The 14,920-nt window shown below is 55.6% G+C and carries 15 protein-coding genes; 6 read left to right on the forward strand and 9 right to left on the reverse strand.

Annotation, left to right across the window (positions count from 1 at the left end; genetic code table 11):
* Positions 1-128 (reverse strand): FitA-like ribbon-helix-helix domain-containing protein (locus NP590_RS04375; protein WP_256601153.1); only part of this gene is annotated, 128 nt, incomplete at its 3' end.
* A 215-nt stretch (positions 129-343) separates the two neighbouring features.
* On the opposite strand from NP590_RS04375, the gene NP590_RS04380 reads away from it, so the two are divergent.
* Positions 344-1,633, forward strand: a complete 1,290-nt coding sequence (locus NP590_RS04380; protein WP_256601024.1) for an AMP-binding protein — start codon at positions 344-346, stop codon at positions 1,631-1,633.
* A 29-nt stretch (positions 1,634-1,662) separates the two neighbouring features.
* Here NP590_RS04380 and prlC read toward each other — a convergent pair whose 3' ends face one another.
* The 6 genes from prlC to hemB form a co-directional block, all read right to left on the reverse strand.
* A complete protein-coding gene (prlC, locus tag NP590_RS04385) occupies positions 1,663-3,702 on the reverse strand; it encodes an oligopeptidase A (RefSeq protein ID WP_256601025.1) in 2,040 nt (679 codons plus the stop codon).
* An 85-nt stretch (positions 3,703-3,787) separates the two neighbouring features.
* Positions 3,788-5,083, reverse strand: coding sequence for an HDOD domain-containing protein (locus tag NP590_RS04390; RefSeq protein WP_256601026.1), 1,296 nt, complete (start codon positions 5,081-5,083; stop codon positions 3,788-3,790).
* 4 nt (positions 5,084-5,087) lie between these two features.
* Positions 5,088-6,359, reverse strand: a complete 1,272-nt coding sequence (locus NP590_RS04395; protein WP_256601027.1) for an HDOD domain-containing protein — start codon at positions 6,357-6,359, stop codon at positions 5,088-5,090.
* A gap of 78 nt (positions 6,360-6,437) precedes the next feature.
* Positions 6,438-7,283: a shikimate dehydrogenase gene (aroE, locus tag NP590_RS04400; protein WP_256601154.1), complete on the reverse strand. Its 846-nt coding sequence runs from the start codon at positions 7,281-7,283 to the stop codon at positions 6,438-6,440.
* Positions 7,270-7,830: a hypothetical protein gene (locus NP590_RS04405; RefSeq protein WP_256601029.1), complete on the reverse strand. Its 561-nt coding sequence runs from the start codon at positions 7,828-7,830 to the stop codon at positions 7,270-7,272. The genes aroE and NP590_RS04405 overlap by 14 nt, the downstream gene beginning before the upstream one ends.
* A 21-nt stretch (positions 7,831-7,851) precedes the next feature.
* Positions 7,852-8,865, reverse strand: a complete 1,014-nt coding sequence (gene hemB, locus NP590_RS04410) for a porphobilinogen synthase (protein WP_256601030.1) — start codon at positions 8,863-8,865, stop codon at positions 7,852-7,854.
* Between the two features lie 179 nt (positions 8,866-9,044).
* Between hemB and NP590_RS04415 the strand changes: the two genes are divergently transcribed.
* The 3 genes from NP590_RS04415 to cmoB are packed head-to-tail and all read left to right on the forward strand — an operon-like array spanning position 9,045 to position 11,398.
* Positions 9,045-9,653: an MlaC/ttg2D family ABC transporter substrate-binding protein gene (locus NP590_RS04415; protein WP_256601155.1), complete on the forward strand. Its 609-nt coding sequence runs from the start codon at positions 9,045-9,047 to the stop codon at positions 9,651-9,653.
* 42 nt (positions 9,654-9,695) lie between these two features.
* Positions 9,696-10,427, forward strand: coding sequence for a carboxy-S-adenosyl-L-methionine synthase CmoA (gene cmoA, locus NP590_RS04420; protein ID WP_256601032.1), 732 nt, complete (start codon positions 9,696-9,698; stop codon positions 10,425-10,427).
* Positions 10,424-11,398, forward strand: a complete 975-nt coding sequence (gene cmoB, locus NP590_RS04425) for a tRNA 5-methoxyuridine(34)/uridine 5-oxyacetic acid(34) synthase CmoB (protein ID WP_256601034.1) — start codon at positions 10,424-10,426, stop codon at positions 11,396-11,398. Before cmoA ends, cmoB begins: the two co-directional genes overlap by 4 nt.
* A gap of 306 nt (positions 11,399-11,704) precedes the next feature.
* Here the strand turns inward: cmoB and speD are convergent, their stop codons facing one another.
* Complete coding sequence (gene speD / locus NP590_RS04430; protein WP_256601035.1) at positions 11,705-12,484, reverse strand: adenosylmethionine decarboxylase; 780 nt, start codon at positions 12,482-12,484, stop codon at positions 11,705-11,707.
* 4 nt (positions 12,485-12,488) lie between these two features.
* Entirely contained in the window at positions 12,489-12,908 is a 420-nt protein-coding gene (locus tag NP590_RS04435) for an OsmC family protein (RefSeq protein ID WP_256601037.1), read from the reverse strand.
* Between the two features lie 126 nt (positions 12,909-13,034).
* Between NP590_RS04435 and crp the strand changes: the two genes are divergently transcribed.
* Both crp and NP590_RS04445 read left to right on the forward strand, forming a co-directional pair.
* Complete coding sequence (gene crp / locus NP590_RS04440; protein WP_256601038.1) at positions 13,035-13,691, forward strand: cAMP-activated global transcriptional regulator CRP; 657 nt, start codon at positions 13,035-13,037, stop codon at positions 13,689-13,691.
* A 24-nt stretch (positions 13,692-13,715) separates the two neighbouring features.
* A complete protein-coding gene (locus NP590_RS04445; RefSeq protein ID WP_256601039.1) occupies positions 13,716-14,918 on the forward strand; it encodes an MFS transporter in 1,203 nt (400 codons plus the stop codon).
* Positions 14,919-14,920: the final 2 nt, after the last annotated feature.

Consider the following 14,920-nt stretch of genomic DNA (forward strand, 5'->3'; position numbering starts at 1 on the left):
TTAGCAACCAATACCTTTTCAAGACAAACCAAGACCTCACTGTTGATGCTACGCCGATGCAGTTCGGCAGCAGATTTCAATTGTTCATATAACGAGTCTGGAATGTTTTTGATGGTCAAGGCGGGCACAGTGTTACCTCTGAAAGCAAGTGTGGTTGCATTATGGTTGCTATTAACAACTTATGCAGCCAGCTGACTTTGGTTACTACACACAGGGGTCGGGACAAGACCGCCATGATCCAGCCAGCCAAGCTTATTTCGCCCATGGCTCAATAAAGTACAATGTATCGCTTAGAAATTAGTCAACATACACTTTATGCAAGCCACCGAGGTCGTTCAGCGCCATGTTTTCAGTGATGGATGAAGCCTTTGCGGTGTTTGCCGGCCGGGTAATCAGCCGGAATCAGTTGTGGGCGGATGTCGGGCGCTTAGCCGCCGTTTTGCCCGAGCGCGCCCATGTGTTCAATTTATGCGAAAACCGCTATTTGTTTTGCATCACGTTGCTGGCCGCCGCCAGCCGGCAACAAGTGTGTCTGTTGCCGCCATCCCAGCAAGCCGCGACCATTCGGGAAATCCTGGTGGATTATCCCGACGCTTACATCGCCGGCAACCGTGACCCGGGTCTGGCGGACATCGATTGGTTTGAGGTGCCCGCGCCGGACGGTGCCCAACACAGCGGTCGGCCGCTGGAGATAGTTTGGCCGTCCGCGCGCTTGATCGCATTTACCTCCGGCAGCAGCGGCAGGCCGCGGGCTTCCGAGCATAGCCTGGAAACACTGAGGATTTCGGCCGGCATGGCCGTCGGCGCCCTGGGTTTGGGCGATCAGGTCCGCCTGATGATATCGACCACGCCGCCGCAACACATGTATGGACTGGAAACTTCGGTGTTTTGGCCCTTGTTTTCCCGTCTGATTCTGTACGACCGGCGGCCCTTCTTCCCGGAAGACATCCGCGAAGCCGTCAACGATGCCGGCTGGCCGGCCGTATTGGTCACCACTCCCACCCATTTGCGGCACCTGAGCGGGGGGGATTGGCACAATCTGAGCGGCGTCATTTCGGCTACCGATAACTTGTCCGATAAATTGGCGGGTGAAACCCGCGCCATTCTGGGGCAATCGCCGGTCGAAATATACGGTAGCACCGAAACGTTGTCGTTCGCGCACAGGCAGACATTACAGGACGGTTTATGGCGGCTTTATCCGGGCTGCCGGCTGCGGCGGGACGACCTGGGCCGGGTTTGCTTGCGGGCCGCGCACTTGCCGGAGTCGGTGGCATTGCCCGACAGGATCAACCTGGAGGGGCAAGATACTTTCGCCGTGTTGGGCAGGCAAGAGGATATGGTCAAGATAGGCGGAAAAAGGTCCTCGTTAAGCGAGCTGAATCGCCGCTTGCTGGACCTGGACGGGGTGGAGGACGGGTTTTTCTATCAGCTCGCCGGCAACGACGGCGAAGACAGATTGGCCGTCGTGGTGGTGAGCAAGCTGGAAAAACAGCAAATCCGCGCCGGCTTGCAGCCCTATCTGGATGAAGTGTTTCTGCCCAGAAAAATCCATTTCGTTGCGAACATTCCCCGCAATCCGACCGGCAAGCTGACCAGACAGGCAAGGGATGCCCTGCTGGCCAAGCTGGTGTAAGAGCCTGTCCGCAATGGACGATTCGACGCTCAGGCGGCAATGCCGTTGTGTCTCAACAAGGCATCGATATTCGGCTCCCGGCCGCGAAAGTTTTTGAACAGGTTCATGGCTTGGTCGCTGCCACCCTGTTCCAGAATATGGTGTAAAAACGACTCGCCGGTGGCACGGTCGAAGATGCCTTTTTCCTCAAACAGCGAGAAGGCGTCGGCTGACAGAACTTCCGCCCATTTGTAGCTGTAATAGCCCGCCGCGTAGCCGCCGGCGAAAATGTGCGAGAAGCTGTGGGCGAAACGGTTGAACGGCGGTACCTTGACGACGGCGACCTGATCTCGAATTTGTTGCAGGGTTTGATAAATTCGCCCGCCCTTGGCCGGGTCGTAGTGTTGGTGGATCTTGAAATCGAATAAGCTGAATTCCAATTGCCGGACCATCAGCATGCCGGCCTGAAAGTTTTTCGCCGCCAGCATTTTGTCGAACAGGCTGTCCGGCAGTGCCGCGCCGGTTTGGAAATGGCCGGAGATCAGGGCCAGCGCCGGTTTTTCCCAACACCAGTTTTCCATGAACTGGCTGGGTAGTTCCACTGCGTCCCATTCCACGCCGTTAATGCCGGACACGCCGAGATGGTCGATCCGGGTCAACATGTGGTGCAAGCCGTGGCCGAATTCGTGGAACAGGGTTTGCACTTCGTCGTGGGTCAGCAAGGCGGGGGCGCTGCCGGCGGGCGGGGTGAAATTGCAGGTCAGGTAGGCAATCGGGGTTTGCAGGCCGGCGGCGGTTTTTTTGCGGCACACGCAATCGTCCATCCAGGCGCCGCCGCGTTTTTTGGCGCGGGCGTATAAGTCCAGATAAAAGCGGCCGCGCAATTGGCCGGCGGCGTCCAAAATTTGGTAGAAACGCACATCGGGATGCCAAGTGTCGAAGTCCTTGATTTCGCCGATTTGCAAACCGTAAAGTTTTTCCACGATGGCGAACAGGCCCGGAATCACCCGGTCGGCGGGGAAGTAGGTTTTCACTTCTTCCTGCGACAATTGATAAAAATGCTGGCGCATTTTTTCCGAGTAATAGCCGATGTCCCAGGCTTGCAGGTCTTGCAGGCCGTGTTCCGAAGCAGCGAATTCCTTCAGTTCGGCCAAGTCGCGGCGGGCTTGGCGCCAGGATTTGTCGGCCAGATCCTCCAGAAACTTCACCACGTCATCGGTGGATTCGGCCATTTTGGTGGCCAGGGAATATTCGGCGTAATTGTTGAAACCCAGCAGTTGGGCCTTTTCGTGGCGCAGGGCCAGGATCTGTTCCATGATGTCGGAATTATCCCAGCGGCCGGCGTGCGGGCCTTGGTCGGAGGCGCGGGTGCAGAAGGCTTCGTAATGTTCGCGGCGCAGGTCGCGATTGTCGGCGTATGTCATCACCGCCAGATAGGACGGAAATTGCAGGTTGATCAACCAGCCTTGCTTGCCGTCGGCTTCCGCCAGTTGTTTGGCTTGCACCAGTGCCGATTCGGGCAGGCCGGCCAAATCGTCGACATGAGTGAGGTGTTTGTGCCAGGCATTGGTGGCGTCCAGCAGGTTTTCTTCATATTGGCTGGCCAGCTTGGATAATTGCTGATTGATATCCTTGTAGCGGGCCTGTTTGTCGGTCGGCAAGTCGACACCGGACAAATGAAAATCGCGCAAGGCGTTGTTGACGATTTTTTGCTGGGCGCGGTCAAGGCCGGCAAAGTCCGCGCTGTCGCGGATGGCGCGGTAGGCTTGATAGAGGGCGCGGTTTTGCCCGACTTCGGTGGAGTATTCGCTGAGTTTGCCCAGGCAGGCGTTGTAGGCATCGCGCATGGCGTCGCTATTGACCACGGAATTCATGTGGCTGACCGGCGACCAAGCCTTGTTCAGGCGGTCTTCGGCTTCGTCGATGGGGGCGATCAAATTATCCCAGCGATAGGGGCCGCCGGTTGCCAGTTGCTCGGCGATGGTTTGCCGGGCGGCATTGAGCAGGTGGTCGATGGCGGGCTCCACGTGTTCGGGCAGAATTTTGGAAAATTGCGGCAGTTCGGTGTTTTCTAACAAAGGATTGGTCATGGCGGTTGGTGGCGTATTGTGCTGATAAATGTTGTTTTCGGTTGGCGGCGGATGAATGGGTTTGATTCGGTCGGTTTTTATGACGTCAGGTTCTGAAAAAACTCAGGGCTTCGGCGATTTGTTGCTTGGCTTCCTGCAAGGCTTGCAAAGACATGTCCGGCGTCAGGGTTTTTTCGCCGAATTTGACAAACGCCGGCAAGGTGTTCAGCGGCGGCAGTTTTTGGGTTTGCCGGTTGCCGAGTTGAGCATGAAAGCGGGCCAGCAGAACGATGTCGCTCATTTGCAGTTCCGGGGCGGCGTCGTAATACCAGTTGCCGGATTGGCTGGGAATTTTTAACAGACTGTCGGGGAAATGCCATTTTTTCAAAATGAATTCGCCTACCACGTCTTGCAGGGCTTCGATGGTTTTATCCAGTTCCTGTTCGGTATAAGCCACATTGTCGACGCTTTCGGCGAACGTGATGATGGGCAATGCGCCGATATTTTGCGTGAGACCCGCCAGCAGCGCTTCGTCTGGATTGATTTTCCTAGCCATGCCGGCCAGCGTATAGCTGAGACTGGCTATCTGTATGCTTTGCCGCCAGAGCTGTTGCACGCGGTTGTTGAGCAGTTTGTTATGACTGCGAAACAGGTTGTGCAGGCTGATGCTGGTGACCAGATTTTGCGTGGTTTTCAGCCCCAGACGATTGATGGCGTCGTGGCATTTGGAAATGGGGTTGACGGTGCGGTAAAGCGGGCTGTTGGCGACTTGTATCAGTTTGGAGGCGATGACCGGGTCGAGGTTGATGATTTTGACCGCATCGGCAATGCTGATGTCTTTTTGCAGGGCGCTGCGCAAGCGGAACGCCACATCGGGCAAGCTGGGCAAGCGCAGCTGGTCGCGGCGGAATGCCGCGCAAAAGGCATGGAAGAAATCGCTGTCGGCCAACCCCGGCGCCACGGATGCGGCATTATCCAGCGGGCTTTTGCCAAGGACCGCCTTGGCGCCATGCTGCAAAGCCGAGAGCGGTAAATAGGCTATGCGGGTGGCGGATTTGGCGATGGCGCTGAATTGGTGGTCGGTACTTGAAGACAAGGGGTGGTAGGCGGTAAAGGTAGCTTCCTCGACGGTATGGCCGCTACCGTTTGCCGCTTCCAGGAACACCGTGCCGGAATAAAGGTACATCAGGGAGTCGGCGTTTTCTCCCCGGTTAAAGATAATCTGGCCTGGCGTGAAATTTTCCAATGAAACATCAAGGGCTTGCAATTCCTCGGCGGGGAGCGCGCCCACCGGCACCAGTTTCTGTAAAAACGCCAACGGCAGGGTCGCCGCGGCAGCGCGCCTGGGATGAGGGCTGGCGGCGGGCTGTTCGGCGTCTTTTTTTAGAAATTTCCAAAACATAAATCTAGCTGTTGAAAATCGCCAGGGCTTCATGAATTTTGTGTTTGGCGTCATGAAGGATGGACAGGGTGTTTTCGGGCGATAGGGCTATTCCCTTGAGTTTGCTGGCGGCGGGAATGGCCGTGATGGCGGGTAACTCGGAGTTGTTTTTGTTGCCGATCAGCGCGTGCAGCCTTGAAAGCACCACAACGTCGGTCAGAGAAAATTCTTCGCCGAGATTTTCATACCAATTGCGGGAATTCAAGGCGACATCGACAAATTCGTCGGCAAACTGCCATTCCCTCAGCACGGTGGCGCTTAGCGGGGCGACCACCAACGGTAGGGCCTGTTCGATTTCGCTTTCGATAATGAATTCGTCGGGCAGGTTGGCAACAAAATTTAAAAACGGGATGCTGCCGATGTCGCAAACCAGTCCCGCCAGCAAGGCATCTTCCGGCTTGGCCTGCTGGCTGGACGCGGCCAACACGTGACACAGCGCGGATAAATACAGACTTTGTTTCCAGAGTGTTTCCAGGCGCTGTTTGATGGAGTGGGATTTGCTTTTAAAAATCTGCTTGAGGCTGAGCGCGATGACCAGATTACGGGTGGCGGTAAGGCCGATACGGTTGACGGCTTCCAGACAGTTTTTGGCCGGCACCACGGTCAGGTACAGCGGACAATTGGCCACTTCGATCAATTTTGCCGAAATGACCGGGTCGAGTTGGATGATGTTGACTGCGACGTCCAGGTTGACGTCTTTCTGGATCGCCTTGCGCAATTTGATGGCGACTTCGGGCAAGGATGGAATGTCCAGTTCATGATTTTGAAAATGATCCGCAAACAAGGCCAGCAGCCGATTGTCGCGCAGATTTTCCGGGATCTCCAGCGCCCTGTGTTGGAAGCGGTTGCGGGTGGACATGATTTTCAGAGAGACCCGCAGTATGCCGATATCGGATTGCGCCACGGCGGTCGTGGTGTGTTTGCTGCCGCTGCAAATCGGGAACTTGGCTTGGGCGCTGCCGGCTTCTATGTTATAGCTACGGCCGTTTTGATCGGTAAGCTGGATGCTGCCGAAAATCAGATAAATCGCGCAATCCGCCTGACTGTTGACAGTGAATAAGGTGGTGCCGCCGTCGATCAATTCGACATGGGTTTCCGACGCGAAGCTTTGGCGTATTTCTTCGCTGAGATTCCTGATGGGAAATAGCTGCTCCAGAATATCCGGGGTGACTTTCTGGCCGAAGCGCGCTTGCTTTGCCGAACTCAGTTTGTCGAAAAAACCTTTTATTGAAGCCATATCATTCCAAGGGATAGTGCGTGTATTTTGCTTGGAAGCATAGTCGATTTTGTTTGCACTACACGCATGGGGCTATGGTTAGCTGAACGAATTCGGGATTTGCCGTTCGCGGTTCAGCAACGCTATGACCGGAGCGGTATCGGGACGAATGCCGCGCCAAAGGGCGAAGGCTTCCGCGGCCTGCTCCACCAGCATGCCCAGTCCGTCCAGGCTTTTGCGGGCATGCCGGGCCATGCCCCACCGCACAAACGTGGTCGCTTGGTTGCCGTAGGCCAGATCGTAACAACAACCGCTTGCCGCCAATAAATCGTCGGTTAGCGGAGGCAGTTGGCCGCCCAGGCTGGCGGAGGTGGCGTTGACGATCAAATCGAATTGCCGCCCGGCCAAGCCGGCGTAATCGCAGCAGGAAAGTTTGGCATCGGCGAATTCGTTGACTATGGTTTCCGCTTTTTCCAAGGTACGGTTGGCGATGGCGATACAGGCGGGGTGCTGCTCCAGCAGCGGCGCCAAAATACCGCGAGTGGCGCCGCCCGCGCCCAGGATCAGGATACGGCTGTCCAATAAGTTTATGCCGTGGTTGAGGGTTAAATCGTTCAGCAAGCCGATGCCGTCGGTGTTGTCGCCCCATATGCCGCCGTCCGCTTGCAGGGCCAGGGTGTTGACGGCCTTGCTTTTCCGGGCCCGCTCGCTAAGCCGGCCGGCGTATTGCCAAGCCAACTCCTTCAGCGGTACCGTGCAATTCAGGCCCTTGCCGCCGTCGGCGAAAAAGGCGTCGGCGGCGGCTTTGAAGGCGTCGGCAGCCACGTCTTGCGCGGCATAGTAGATTCGTTGCCGGGTTTGTTCGGCAAACAAGCCGTGAATCCGCGGCGATTTGCTGTGGCTGATTGGGTGGCCGAAAACAGCGTAGTGCTCAGTCTTCGTTATTGTCACGGTATTTGATGACCCATTTTTTCCAGAGAAATGTCCCGATGATCACGGCAACGCCCAGTCCGCCGCAGGCCCAGATGAAGGCTTCGACATAGGCGATGATGATGGCGCTGCCCGCCAGATAAAAACCTATCAGGGTGAATTGCCAGCCGATACGCTTGCCGTCCAGCATGGTCGCCATGGCCAGCAACAGCAAAATGACCAAACTGGCGCTGGTTTCGGTGAGCTGCCCGGATTTTTGTACCAAAAAAGCGGCGACAACGATCAATAATGTCAGCAGCCAATGCGAAGCCTGTTCCTTGACGATGTCGCCGAATTCTATCTCGCTACGTTTCGATTGCAGCCAGGAGACGAAAATCGATAACACACCGAACACCAGCACCATGATCAGCCAGTAGCCGTAGCCGTCGTGGCGGGAAAAGTCCGTAACGACCATGCCCAGCAGCGATAGCAGCAACATGATGATGAATATGGCTTGCTCCAGGCCGAAATGGCGCGGATGAATGAGTTCTTCCAAATCATCCGCTTCTTCTTGCATGTTCATGATTTCTCCCCCAGTGAAATATTAAGAACTTAACCACCGCGCCGCATTTTTGGCGTAGTAGGTCAGGATGGCGTCGCAGCCGGCCCGCTTGAAGGCCAGCAAGGATTCCAGCACGACTTGCCTTTCGTCCAGCCAGCCGTTTTGCGCGGCCGCTTTCAACATGGCGTATTCGCCGCTGACCTGATAAGCGAAGGTCGGAACGCCGAATTCTGTTTTGGCGCGGCGAATGATGTCCAGATAGGGCATGCCCGGCTTCACCATGATCATGTCCGCGCCTTCTTGCAAGTCCAGGGCGATTTCGCGCATTGCTTCGTCGGAATTGGCCGGGTCCATTTGGTAGCTGTATTTATTGCCGCTACCCAGATTGCCGGCGGAGCCGACGGCGTCGCGGAAGGGACCGTAAAAACTGGAGGCGTATTTGGCCGAATAGGCCAGAATGCGGGTGTTGCCGTGGCCGTTGGCTTCCAGGGTTTGCCGGATGGCGCCGATTCTGCCGTCCATCATGTCGGAAGGCGCTACGATGTCGGCGCCGGCCTCGGCGTGAGACAAGGCTTGTTTGCACAGTACCGCCACCGTCTCGTCGTTGACGACGTAGCCCCGCGCGTCTATCAGGCCGTCCTGTCCATGGGAGGTAAAGGGGTCCAGCGCTACATCGGTAATGACGCCCAGTTCCGGAAAGGCGGCTTTCAAGGCCCGGACGCTACGTTGCGCCAAGCCTTCCGGATTAAAGGCCTCGTCTGCATCCAGCGATTTTTGCGCGGCGTCCACCACCGGAAACAAGGCAATGGCGGGTATGCCGAGTGCCAGCAGGGATTCGGCTTCCTTCAGCAATAAATCCAGGGATAAGCGGCTTACACCCGGCATGGAGGCAACGCTTTCCTGGCGGTTCTGTCCTTCAATGACGAATAGGGGGCAAATCAAATCATCGGCGGATAGGCGGTTTTCCCGCATCAAGCGGCGGGAAAACGCTTGGTAGCGCATTCTGCGCATGCGGGTGGCGGGGAAAAAGTCTTTAGGGCGTGACATCTTTTCCATAGTAAAATAGTCCGGTGTTTTAGAGCCTGATGATGTTGGTCGATCCCGCCGGATTGGCGAATACTAAGAATTATTGTAACAGTGTATCGATCTTGAGCGTTCCGATTTCAGCCGACGATACCTTATATGTAGCGGTTAAAACAATCATGAGACATTATTTGAAAATTTTATTAATTGCGATGCTGGGGTTTTTGGCAAATGCCGGAGTGGCGACGAATGCCGTTGCCGCCGATTTGTCCGAGCCGCAAAAAGTCATCGAAGATGCGTCCAGCCAATTAAAAGCGCGCATGCAGGATCCCGGTTTCACCAAGGATTTTCGTAAGATTACCGAGTTTGTGCATTCGGTGATTTATCCGCGGGCGGATTTCGATCTGATTTCATCGCTGGTATTGGGCAAGCTGTGGAAAGATGCCTCGGCCTCTGAAAAAGAAGCCTTCAAGAAGGAATTTCAAACCTTGTTGATCAGGACTTATTCCAGGGCGTTTGTGGAGTTCAAGGAATGGTCGGTCAGATTTTTGCCGCTTAACCCGGACGAGGACGAACGCAAAGTCATGGTCAAAACCGAGATATTGCAACCCGGCTTACAACCGATTGCGGTGAACTACCGCATGCTGTTCAAACAGGGTGAATGGAAGGTATACGACATTCTGATTGAAGGCGTCAGCTTGGTGACCAACTACCGGACCAGTTTCAAAAATGAAGTCGAGCGTACCGGTTCCTTGCGGGAAGTCATCAACCAGTTGGCCAAACGCAACACCGAAGCGCTTTCAGCGCAAAATCATTCCTAAGCTCTTTTACTCCCCGGAGTTATCTTCGGGGAGTATTTCCCCATGCCATTCAAAAAAGACTCTCTTTATGCCAATCCGCTTGGCGAAATAACTAGCTTCAAATTTGACGATGCGGTGGCGAATGTCTTTCCGGACATGATCCAGCGGTCGGTGCCCGGATACAGCGCCATCATTTCCGCCATCGGCTTGTTGGCGGGCCGTTTCAGCCAACCCGGCAGCAATTGTTATGACCTGGGCTGCTCGCTGGGCGCGGCTTCATTGGCCATGCGCGCGCGGATTACGGCCGCCGATTGCCGGATAGTGGCGATTGATAATTCGGAGGCGATGCTGGAACGTTTCAAGCAAAACCTGCCCGCCAACTCATCCGCTCCGCCTATCGATATTCTATGCGCCGATATTCGCGACGTCGTCATCGAGCGGGCGTCGGTGGTGGTACTGAATTTTACCCTGCAGTTCGTCCCTCCGGCCGACAGACTGGCGCTGTTGGAGCGTATTTATCGAGGCCTGCTGCCTGGCGGGGTGTTGATTTTGTCCGAGAAACTAGCGTTCGAAGACGTGCGGCAGCAAGCCCTGCAAGTGGAAATGCATCATCATTTCAAGAAAATGCAGGGCTACAGCGATTTGGAAATCAGCCAAAAAAGATCGGCGTTGGAGAATGTGCTGTTGGCGGAATCGTTCCGGACGCATCGCTCGCGCCTGGTGGCGGCGGGATTCGCCAGCGCGGAAATATGGTTTCAATATTTTAATTTCGCTTCCATGATCGCGCTGAAATGAAGGCTTACAGTGCCTTGTACCGCGTGTTGGAATCCTTGGGTGCCGGCGATTGGGCGCAAAGGCTGCCCGGTCAGTTGGCGGAGGCTTTCGACCAGCGAGGCCACGGCGATTTGGCCGCTTGGCTGAACGCGGTCGCTGAATTACCCAATCCCAAGCCAAGCGACGTCGATTTGCGCGACGCGGTTTCCATCGGCCTGCCCTCCGACCTGTCCCGGCAAGAAAGACAGCAGTTGATCCAGGGCTTGCAAAAACTGCATCCCTGGCGAAAAGGGCCTTATCGGCTGTATGGGGTCGACATCGATACCGAATGGCGGTCGGACTGGAAATGGGACCGATTGGCGCCTCACATCGCCCCATTGCTCAATCGCACGGTTTTGGACATCGGCTGCGGCAATGGCTATCACTGCTGGCGCATGTTGGGAGCCGGCGCGCGACTGGTTATAGGTATCGATCCGACTCTGTTGAGCGTGATGCAGTTTCAGGCGGTGCGCAAGCTTTACGCAGCGGATGCGCCAATCCATCTGCTGCCCCTGGGAGTGGAACAACTGCCGGGTGAAATGAAATTATTCGACACGGTGTTTTCCATGGGTGTTTTGTACCATCGTCGCTCGCCCATCGATCACCTGCTGGAATTGAAGGGGTGTTTGCGGCCGGGAGGCGAACTGGTGCTGGAGACCCTGGTTGTCGAGGGCGGAATGGATACCCTGTTGTTTCCCGAATCGCGCTATGCGCAAATGCGCAATGTATGGTTTTTGCCGAGCTGCGAGTTACTGATGAGATGGATGCGTCGCTGCGGCTTTAAAAACATCAGCTTATGCGATGTGACGAAGACCACCGTCGATGAGCAGCGCAGTACCGAATGGATGCGTTTCAACTCCCTGCGGGATTTTTTGCACCCGGATAATCCGCAATTGACCTGCGAGGGTTTGCCCGCGCCAACGCGGGCCATCGTGGTGGCGAATACGGATTGAAGGGTTTCAACTCTAGGCAGCCCTTTCGCCGGGTCCGTTTTGCTGTTGGGCTTTCAAGGCATCAGCCATCGGCTTGGCTTGCCCGTGCCGGCTTGCGATTGAGGCGCTCTTGCAATAGCCGATAGCGGAATGGCGGGCTACCTTGCCGTTATTGCTCAACTGCTTAGGATTCCGTCCCTAAGCCTCTCCCTCTCCCGCAAGGAAAGGGGGGCTTTTACGACAGCCGCCGAGGGGGCAGGGAACAGAATTTGGAAGTTATATTGTGGGCGGAATCCTTGCCGGTTAACGGGGGCGTCCGACAGGCTACTAACTGAAGTTTCTGCCGTAGAAAATCTCGGCCATCTCTTCCTGTAACTGTTCCTGAATTTCCAGTTTTTCATCGTCGCTGAAATTGCTTTCCTTTTCGAACAGATAGTTTTCCAGCTCGGTTTCCTTCAGCATCATTTTGGTGTGGAAGATGTTTTCCTGGTACACGTTGACGTCGATCATCTGGTAAAGCTCTTTGGTGCTTTCGGCGATGTAATTCTGGATCGAGTTGATCTTGTGATCGATATAGTGTTTCTCGCCCGAAATGTCGCGGGTAAAGCCGCGCACCCGGTAATCCATGATGACGATGTCCGATTCGAAGCTGTGAATCAGGTAATTCAGGGCTTTTAACGGCGAAATCTGCCCGCAGGTTGAGACGTCTATATCGGCCCGAAAGGTGCAGATGTCGGTATCCGGATGGCTTTCCGGATAGGTATGCACGGTGATATGGCTTTTGTCCAGATGCGCCAAAATCGTGTCGGGCAAGGGGCCGGGCGACTCGGAGTTCATGCCGGCCGGAATCGTGGCGCCCTCGGAAATCAGCATGGTGACGCTGGCGCCTTGCGGGTCGTAATCCTGGTGGGCGATGTTCAAAATCTGCGCGCCTATGATGTTGGCCACATCCTTCAGAATTTGCGTCAGTCGCTTGGCGTTATAGGCCTCGTCGATATATTCGATATAGGCTTTTTCCTGCTCCTTGGGCGCGTAACAGACATCGTAAATGTTGAAACTCAACGACTTGGTCAGGTTGTTAAACCCGTGTAATTGTAATTTGCTCAACCGCTCAACCCTCTATCACTTCAAAATCATGGCTAATTTCAACACCCGCCTTGCTCAGCATGATGGATGCCGAGCAATATTTTTCCGCCGACAATTTAATCGCCCGCTCCACCGCGGCGGCGGCTAAATTTCTGCCGGTCACTTTAAAATGCAAGTGAATTTTACTGAAAACCGCGGGAACGGCATCGACCCGTTCCGCGGTCAGTTCCGTAACGCAATCGACGACGTCATGCCGGCCTTTTTGCAGAATATCGATTACATCGAACGAGGAACAGCCGCCCACGCCCAATAAAAGCATTTCCATCGGCCGTACTCCCATATTGCGACCGCCATGGTCGGGCGGACCGTCCATCACCACTGCGTGGCCGCTACCGGACTCGCCGACGAATAAGCGCCCGTCGATCCATTTCACTGTTGCTTGCATGTTGAATCCCGGAAAATAAAAATGCTGCGGATTTTACAACGATACCCGGCCATGAATTGTTTTTTTTGCAAATTACTTCTCATTTCGTTAGGGTATCCGCACTTGGATTGGAATGGATTATGACAAATGAGCTTGGTTAAAAAAAATAATAAAATCTCACCGGAAGCGCTGGAAGCGTTTTTACACGTTTGCCACGTGCGCAGTTATCCGGCCAAATTAACCATCGTCAGACCCGGGGATATAGGCGATAAACTTTTGTTTGTCGTCGACGGCTCGGTCAGCGTCAGCGTTGAGGATGAAGAGGGTCATGAACTGATTTTGGCCTATCTGAACAAACACGATTTCGTCGGCGAGATCGGCGTGTTCAAAAATGCCGAAATCCGTAGCGCATACGTAAAAACCCGCACCGCCAGCCATATGGCTGAAATCGGCTATGATCGCTTCAAGTCCTTGCTTAACACGGAATTGCGCGAACATGCGGTGGAAATTCTGACGGTCCTCGGCGAACAGCTGTCCACCCGGCTGTTGATCACCAGCCGTAAATACCGCGACTTGGCTTTCATGGACGTGGAAGGCCGTATCGCCCGTACCTTGCTGGATCTGACCAAGGAGCCGGATGCCATCACCCATCCCGACGGCATGCAACTGCATATCACCCGGCAGGAAATCGGCCGCATCGTCGGTTGTTCCAGGGAGATGGCCGGCCGGGTGTTGAAGGAACTGGAAGACAAGGGCTTGATCACCGCGCACGGCAAGACCATAGTCGTGTTTGGTTCGCGTTAATCCCCCTGGGCAAGTCTGTCGCCATTGAAACCCAGGGCTGATCTGGTCTGGCGGCGTATTCCCAGGGGGGTTTGGGCGCTGGGTTGCGTCAGCCTGTTGATGGATATTTCATCGGAAATGATTCACGCCCTGTTGCCATTATTCATGGTGAGCAGTCTGGGCGCCAGTAGCCTGACCATAGGCTTGATCGAAGGGGTGGCGGAAGCCACCGCGCTGATCGTGAAAATTTTTTCCGGGGCGCTCAGCGATTATCTGGGCAAGCGCAAAGGCTTGGCGCTGCTGGGTTATGGATTGGGCGCGCTGACCAAACCCTTGTTCGCCATCGCCGCCGGCAGCGGCATGGTTTTGGCCGCCCGATTGATAGACCGGATCGGCAAGGGTATTCGCGGCGCGCCCAGGGATGCGCTGGTGGCGGATATTGCTCCGGCGGAAATTCGCGGCGCCGCTTTCGGTTTACGGCAATCGCTGGATACGGTGGGTGCCTTTCTCGGTCCCCTGCTGGCCGTGGCCTTGATGCTGTTGTGGGCCGACGATTTTCGCGCCGTGTTTTGGATGGCGGTCATACCCGGCCTGCTGGCCGTTTTGCTGCTGCTGATAGGCGTCCGCGAACCGCCCCGTGGCGGCAACCCACATCGGAGTAATCCGATCCGCAAACGGAACCTGCGGCGCTTGAGCCGGCCTTACTGGGGCGTGGTGGCGATGGGTGCCGTATTTACCCTGGCCCGCTTCAGCGAAGCCTTTTTGGTGTTGCGCGCCCAGCAAAGCGGTATTCCGATCGCCTGGGTACCCTTGGTGATGGTGGTGATGAACATCGTTTATGCCGCCAGCGCTTATCCTTTCGGGCATTTGTCCGACCGAATCAACCCGGCTAAATTGTTGGCCTGGGGGCTGATGGTTTTAATAGCCGCCGACTTGGTGTTGGCTGCCAGCGTCGACTGGCCGTCGCTGTTGGCCGGGGTTGCGCTATGGGGTGTACATATGGGCATGACCCAGGGTCTGCTGGCCAAAATGGTGGCGGATACCGCTCCGGCGGATTTGCGCGGCACGGCCTACGGTTTTTTCAATCTGATCGGCGGTATCGCCATGCTGCTTGCCAGCGTACTGGCGGGTTGGCTATGGGACCGCCACGGCGCGCCGGCGACTTTTTACGCCGGCGCGCTGTTTTGCCTTTTGACGCTGTTGCTGGTCGGCGCGCTCAAGCCCGGAAAAACCGGCTCATCGCCATAGCT

It is taken from the genome of Methylomonas subterranea (assembly GCF_024505185.1).
GTDB classification, from domain to species: Bacteria; Pseudomonadota; Gammaproteobacteria; order Methylococcales; family Methylomonadaceae; genus Methylomonas; species Methylomonas subterranea.

Excerpts from the sequence above, each read along its gene's own strand:
- NP590_RS04390 (WP_256601026.1), bottom strand. The coding sequence starts at position 5,083 with ATGTTTTGGAAATTTCTAAAAAAAGACGCCGAACAGCCCGCCGCCAGC.
- NP590_RS04415 (WP_256601155.1), top strand. The coding sequence starts at position 9,045 with ATGCTGGGGTTTTTGGCAAATGCCGGAGTGGCGACGAATGCCGTTGCC.
- NP590_RS04395 (WP_256601027.1), bottom strand. The coding sequence starts at position 6,359 with ATGGCTTCAATAAAAGGTTTTTTCGACAAACTGAGTTCGGCAAAGCAA.
- hemB (WP_256601030.1), bottom strand. The coding sequence starts at position 8,865 with ATGGAAAAGATGTCACGCCCTAAAGACTTTTTCCCCGCCACCCGCATG.
- cmoA (WP_256601032.1), top strand. The coding sequence starts at position 9,696 with ATGCCATTCAAAAAAGACTCTCTTTATGCCAATCCGCTTGGCGAAATA.
- NP590_RS04380 (WP_256601024.1), top strand. The coding sequence starts at position 344 with ATGTTTTCAGTGATGGATGAAGCCTTTGCGGTGTTTGCCGGCCGGGTA.
- cmoB (WP_256601034.1), top strand. The coding sequence starts at position 10,424 with ATGAAGGCTTACAGTGCCTTGTACCGCGTGTTGGAATCCTTGGGTGCC.
- prlC (WP_256601025.1), bottom strand. The coding sequence starts at position 3,702 with ATGACCAATCCTTTGTTAGAAAACACCGAACTGCCGCAATTTTCCAAA.
- crp (WP_256601038.1), top strand. The coding sequence starts at position 13,035 with ATGAGCTTGGTTAAAAAAAATAATAAAATCTCACCGGAAGCGCTGGAA.
- NP590_RS04435 (WP_256601037.1), bottom strand. The coding sequence starts at position 12,908 with ATGCAAGCAACAGTGAAATGGATCGACGGGCGCTTATTCGTCGGCGAG.
- NP590_RS04405 (WP_256601029.1), bottom strand. The coding sequence starts at position 7,830 with ATGAACATGCAAGAAGAAGCGGATGATTTGGAAGAACTCATTCATCCG.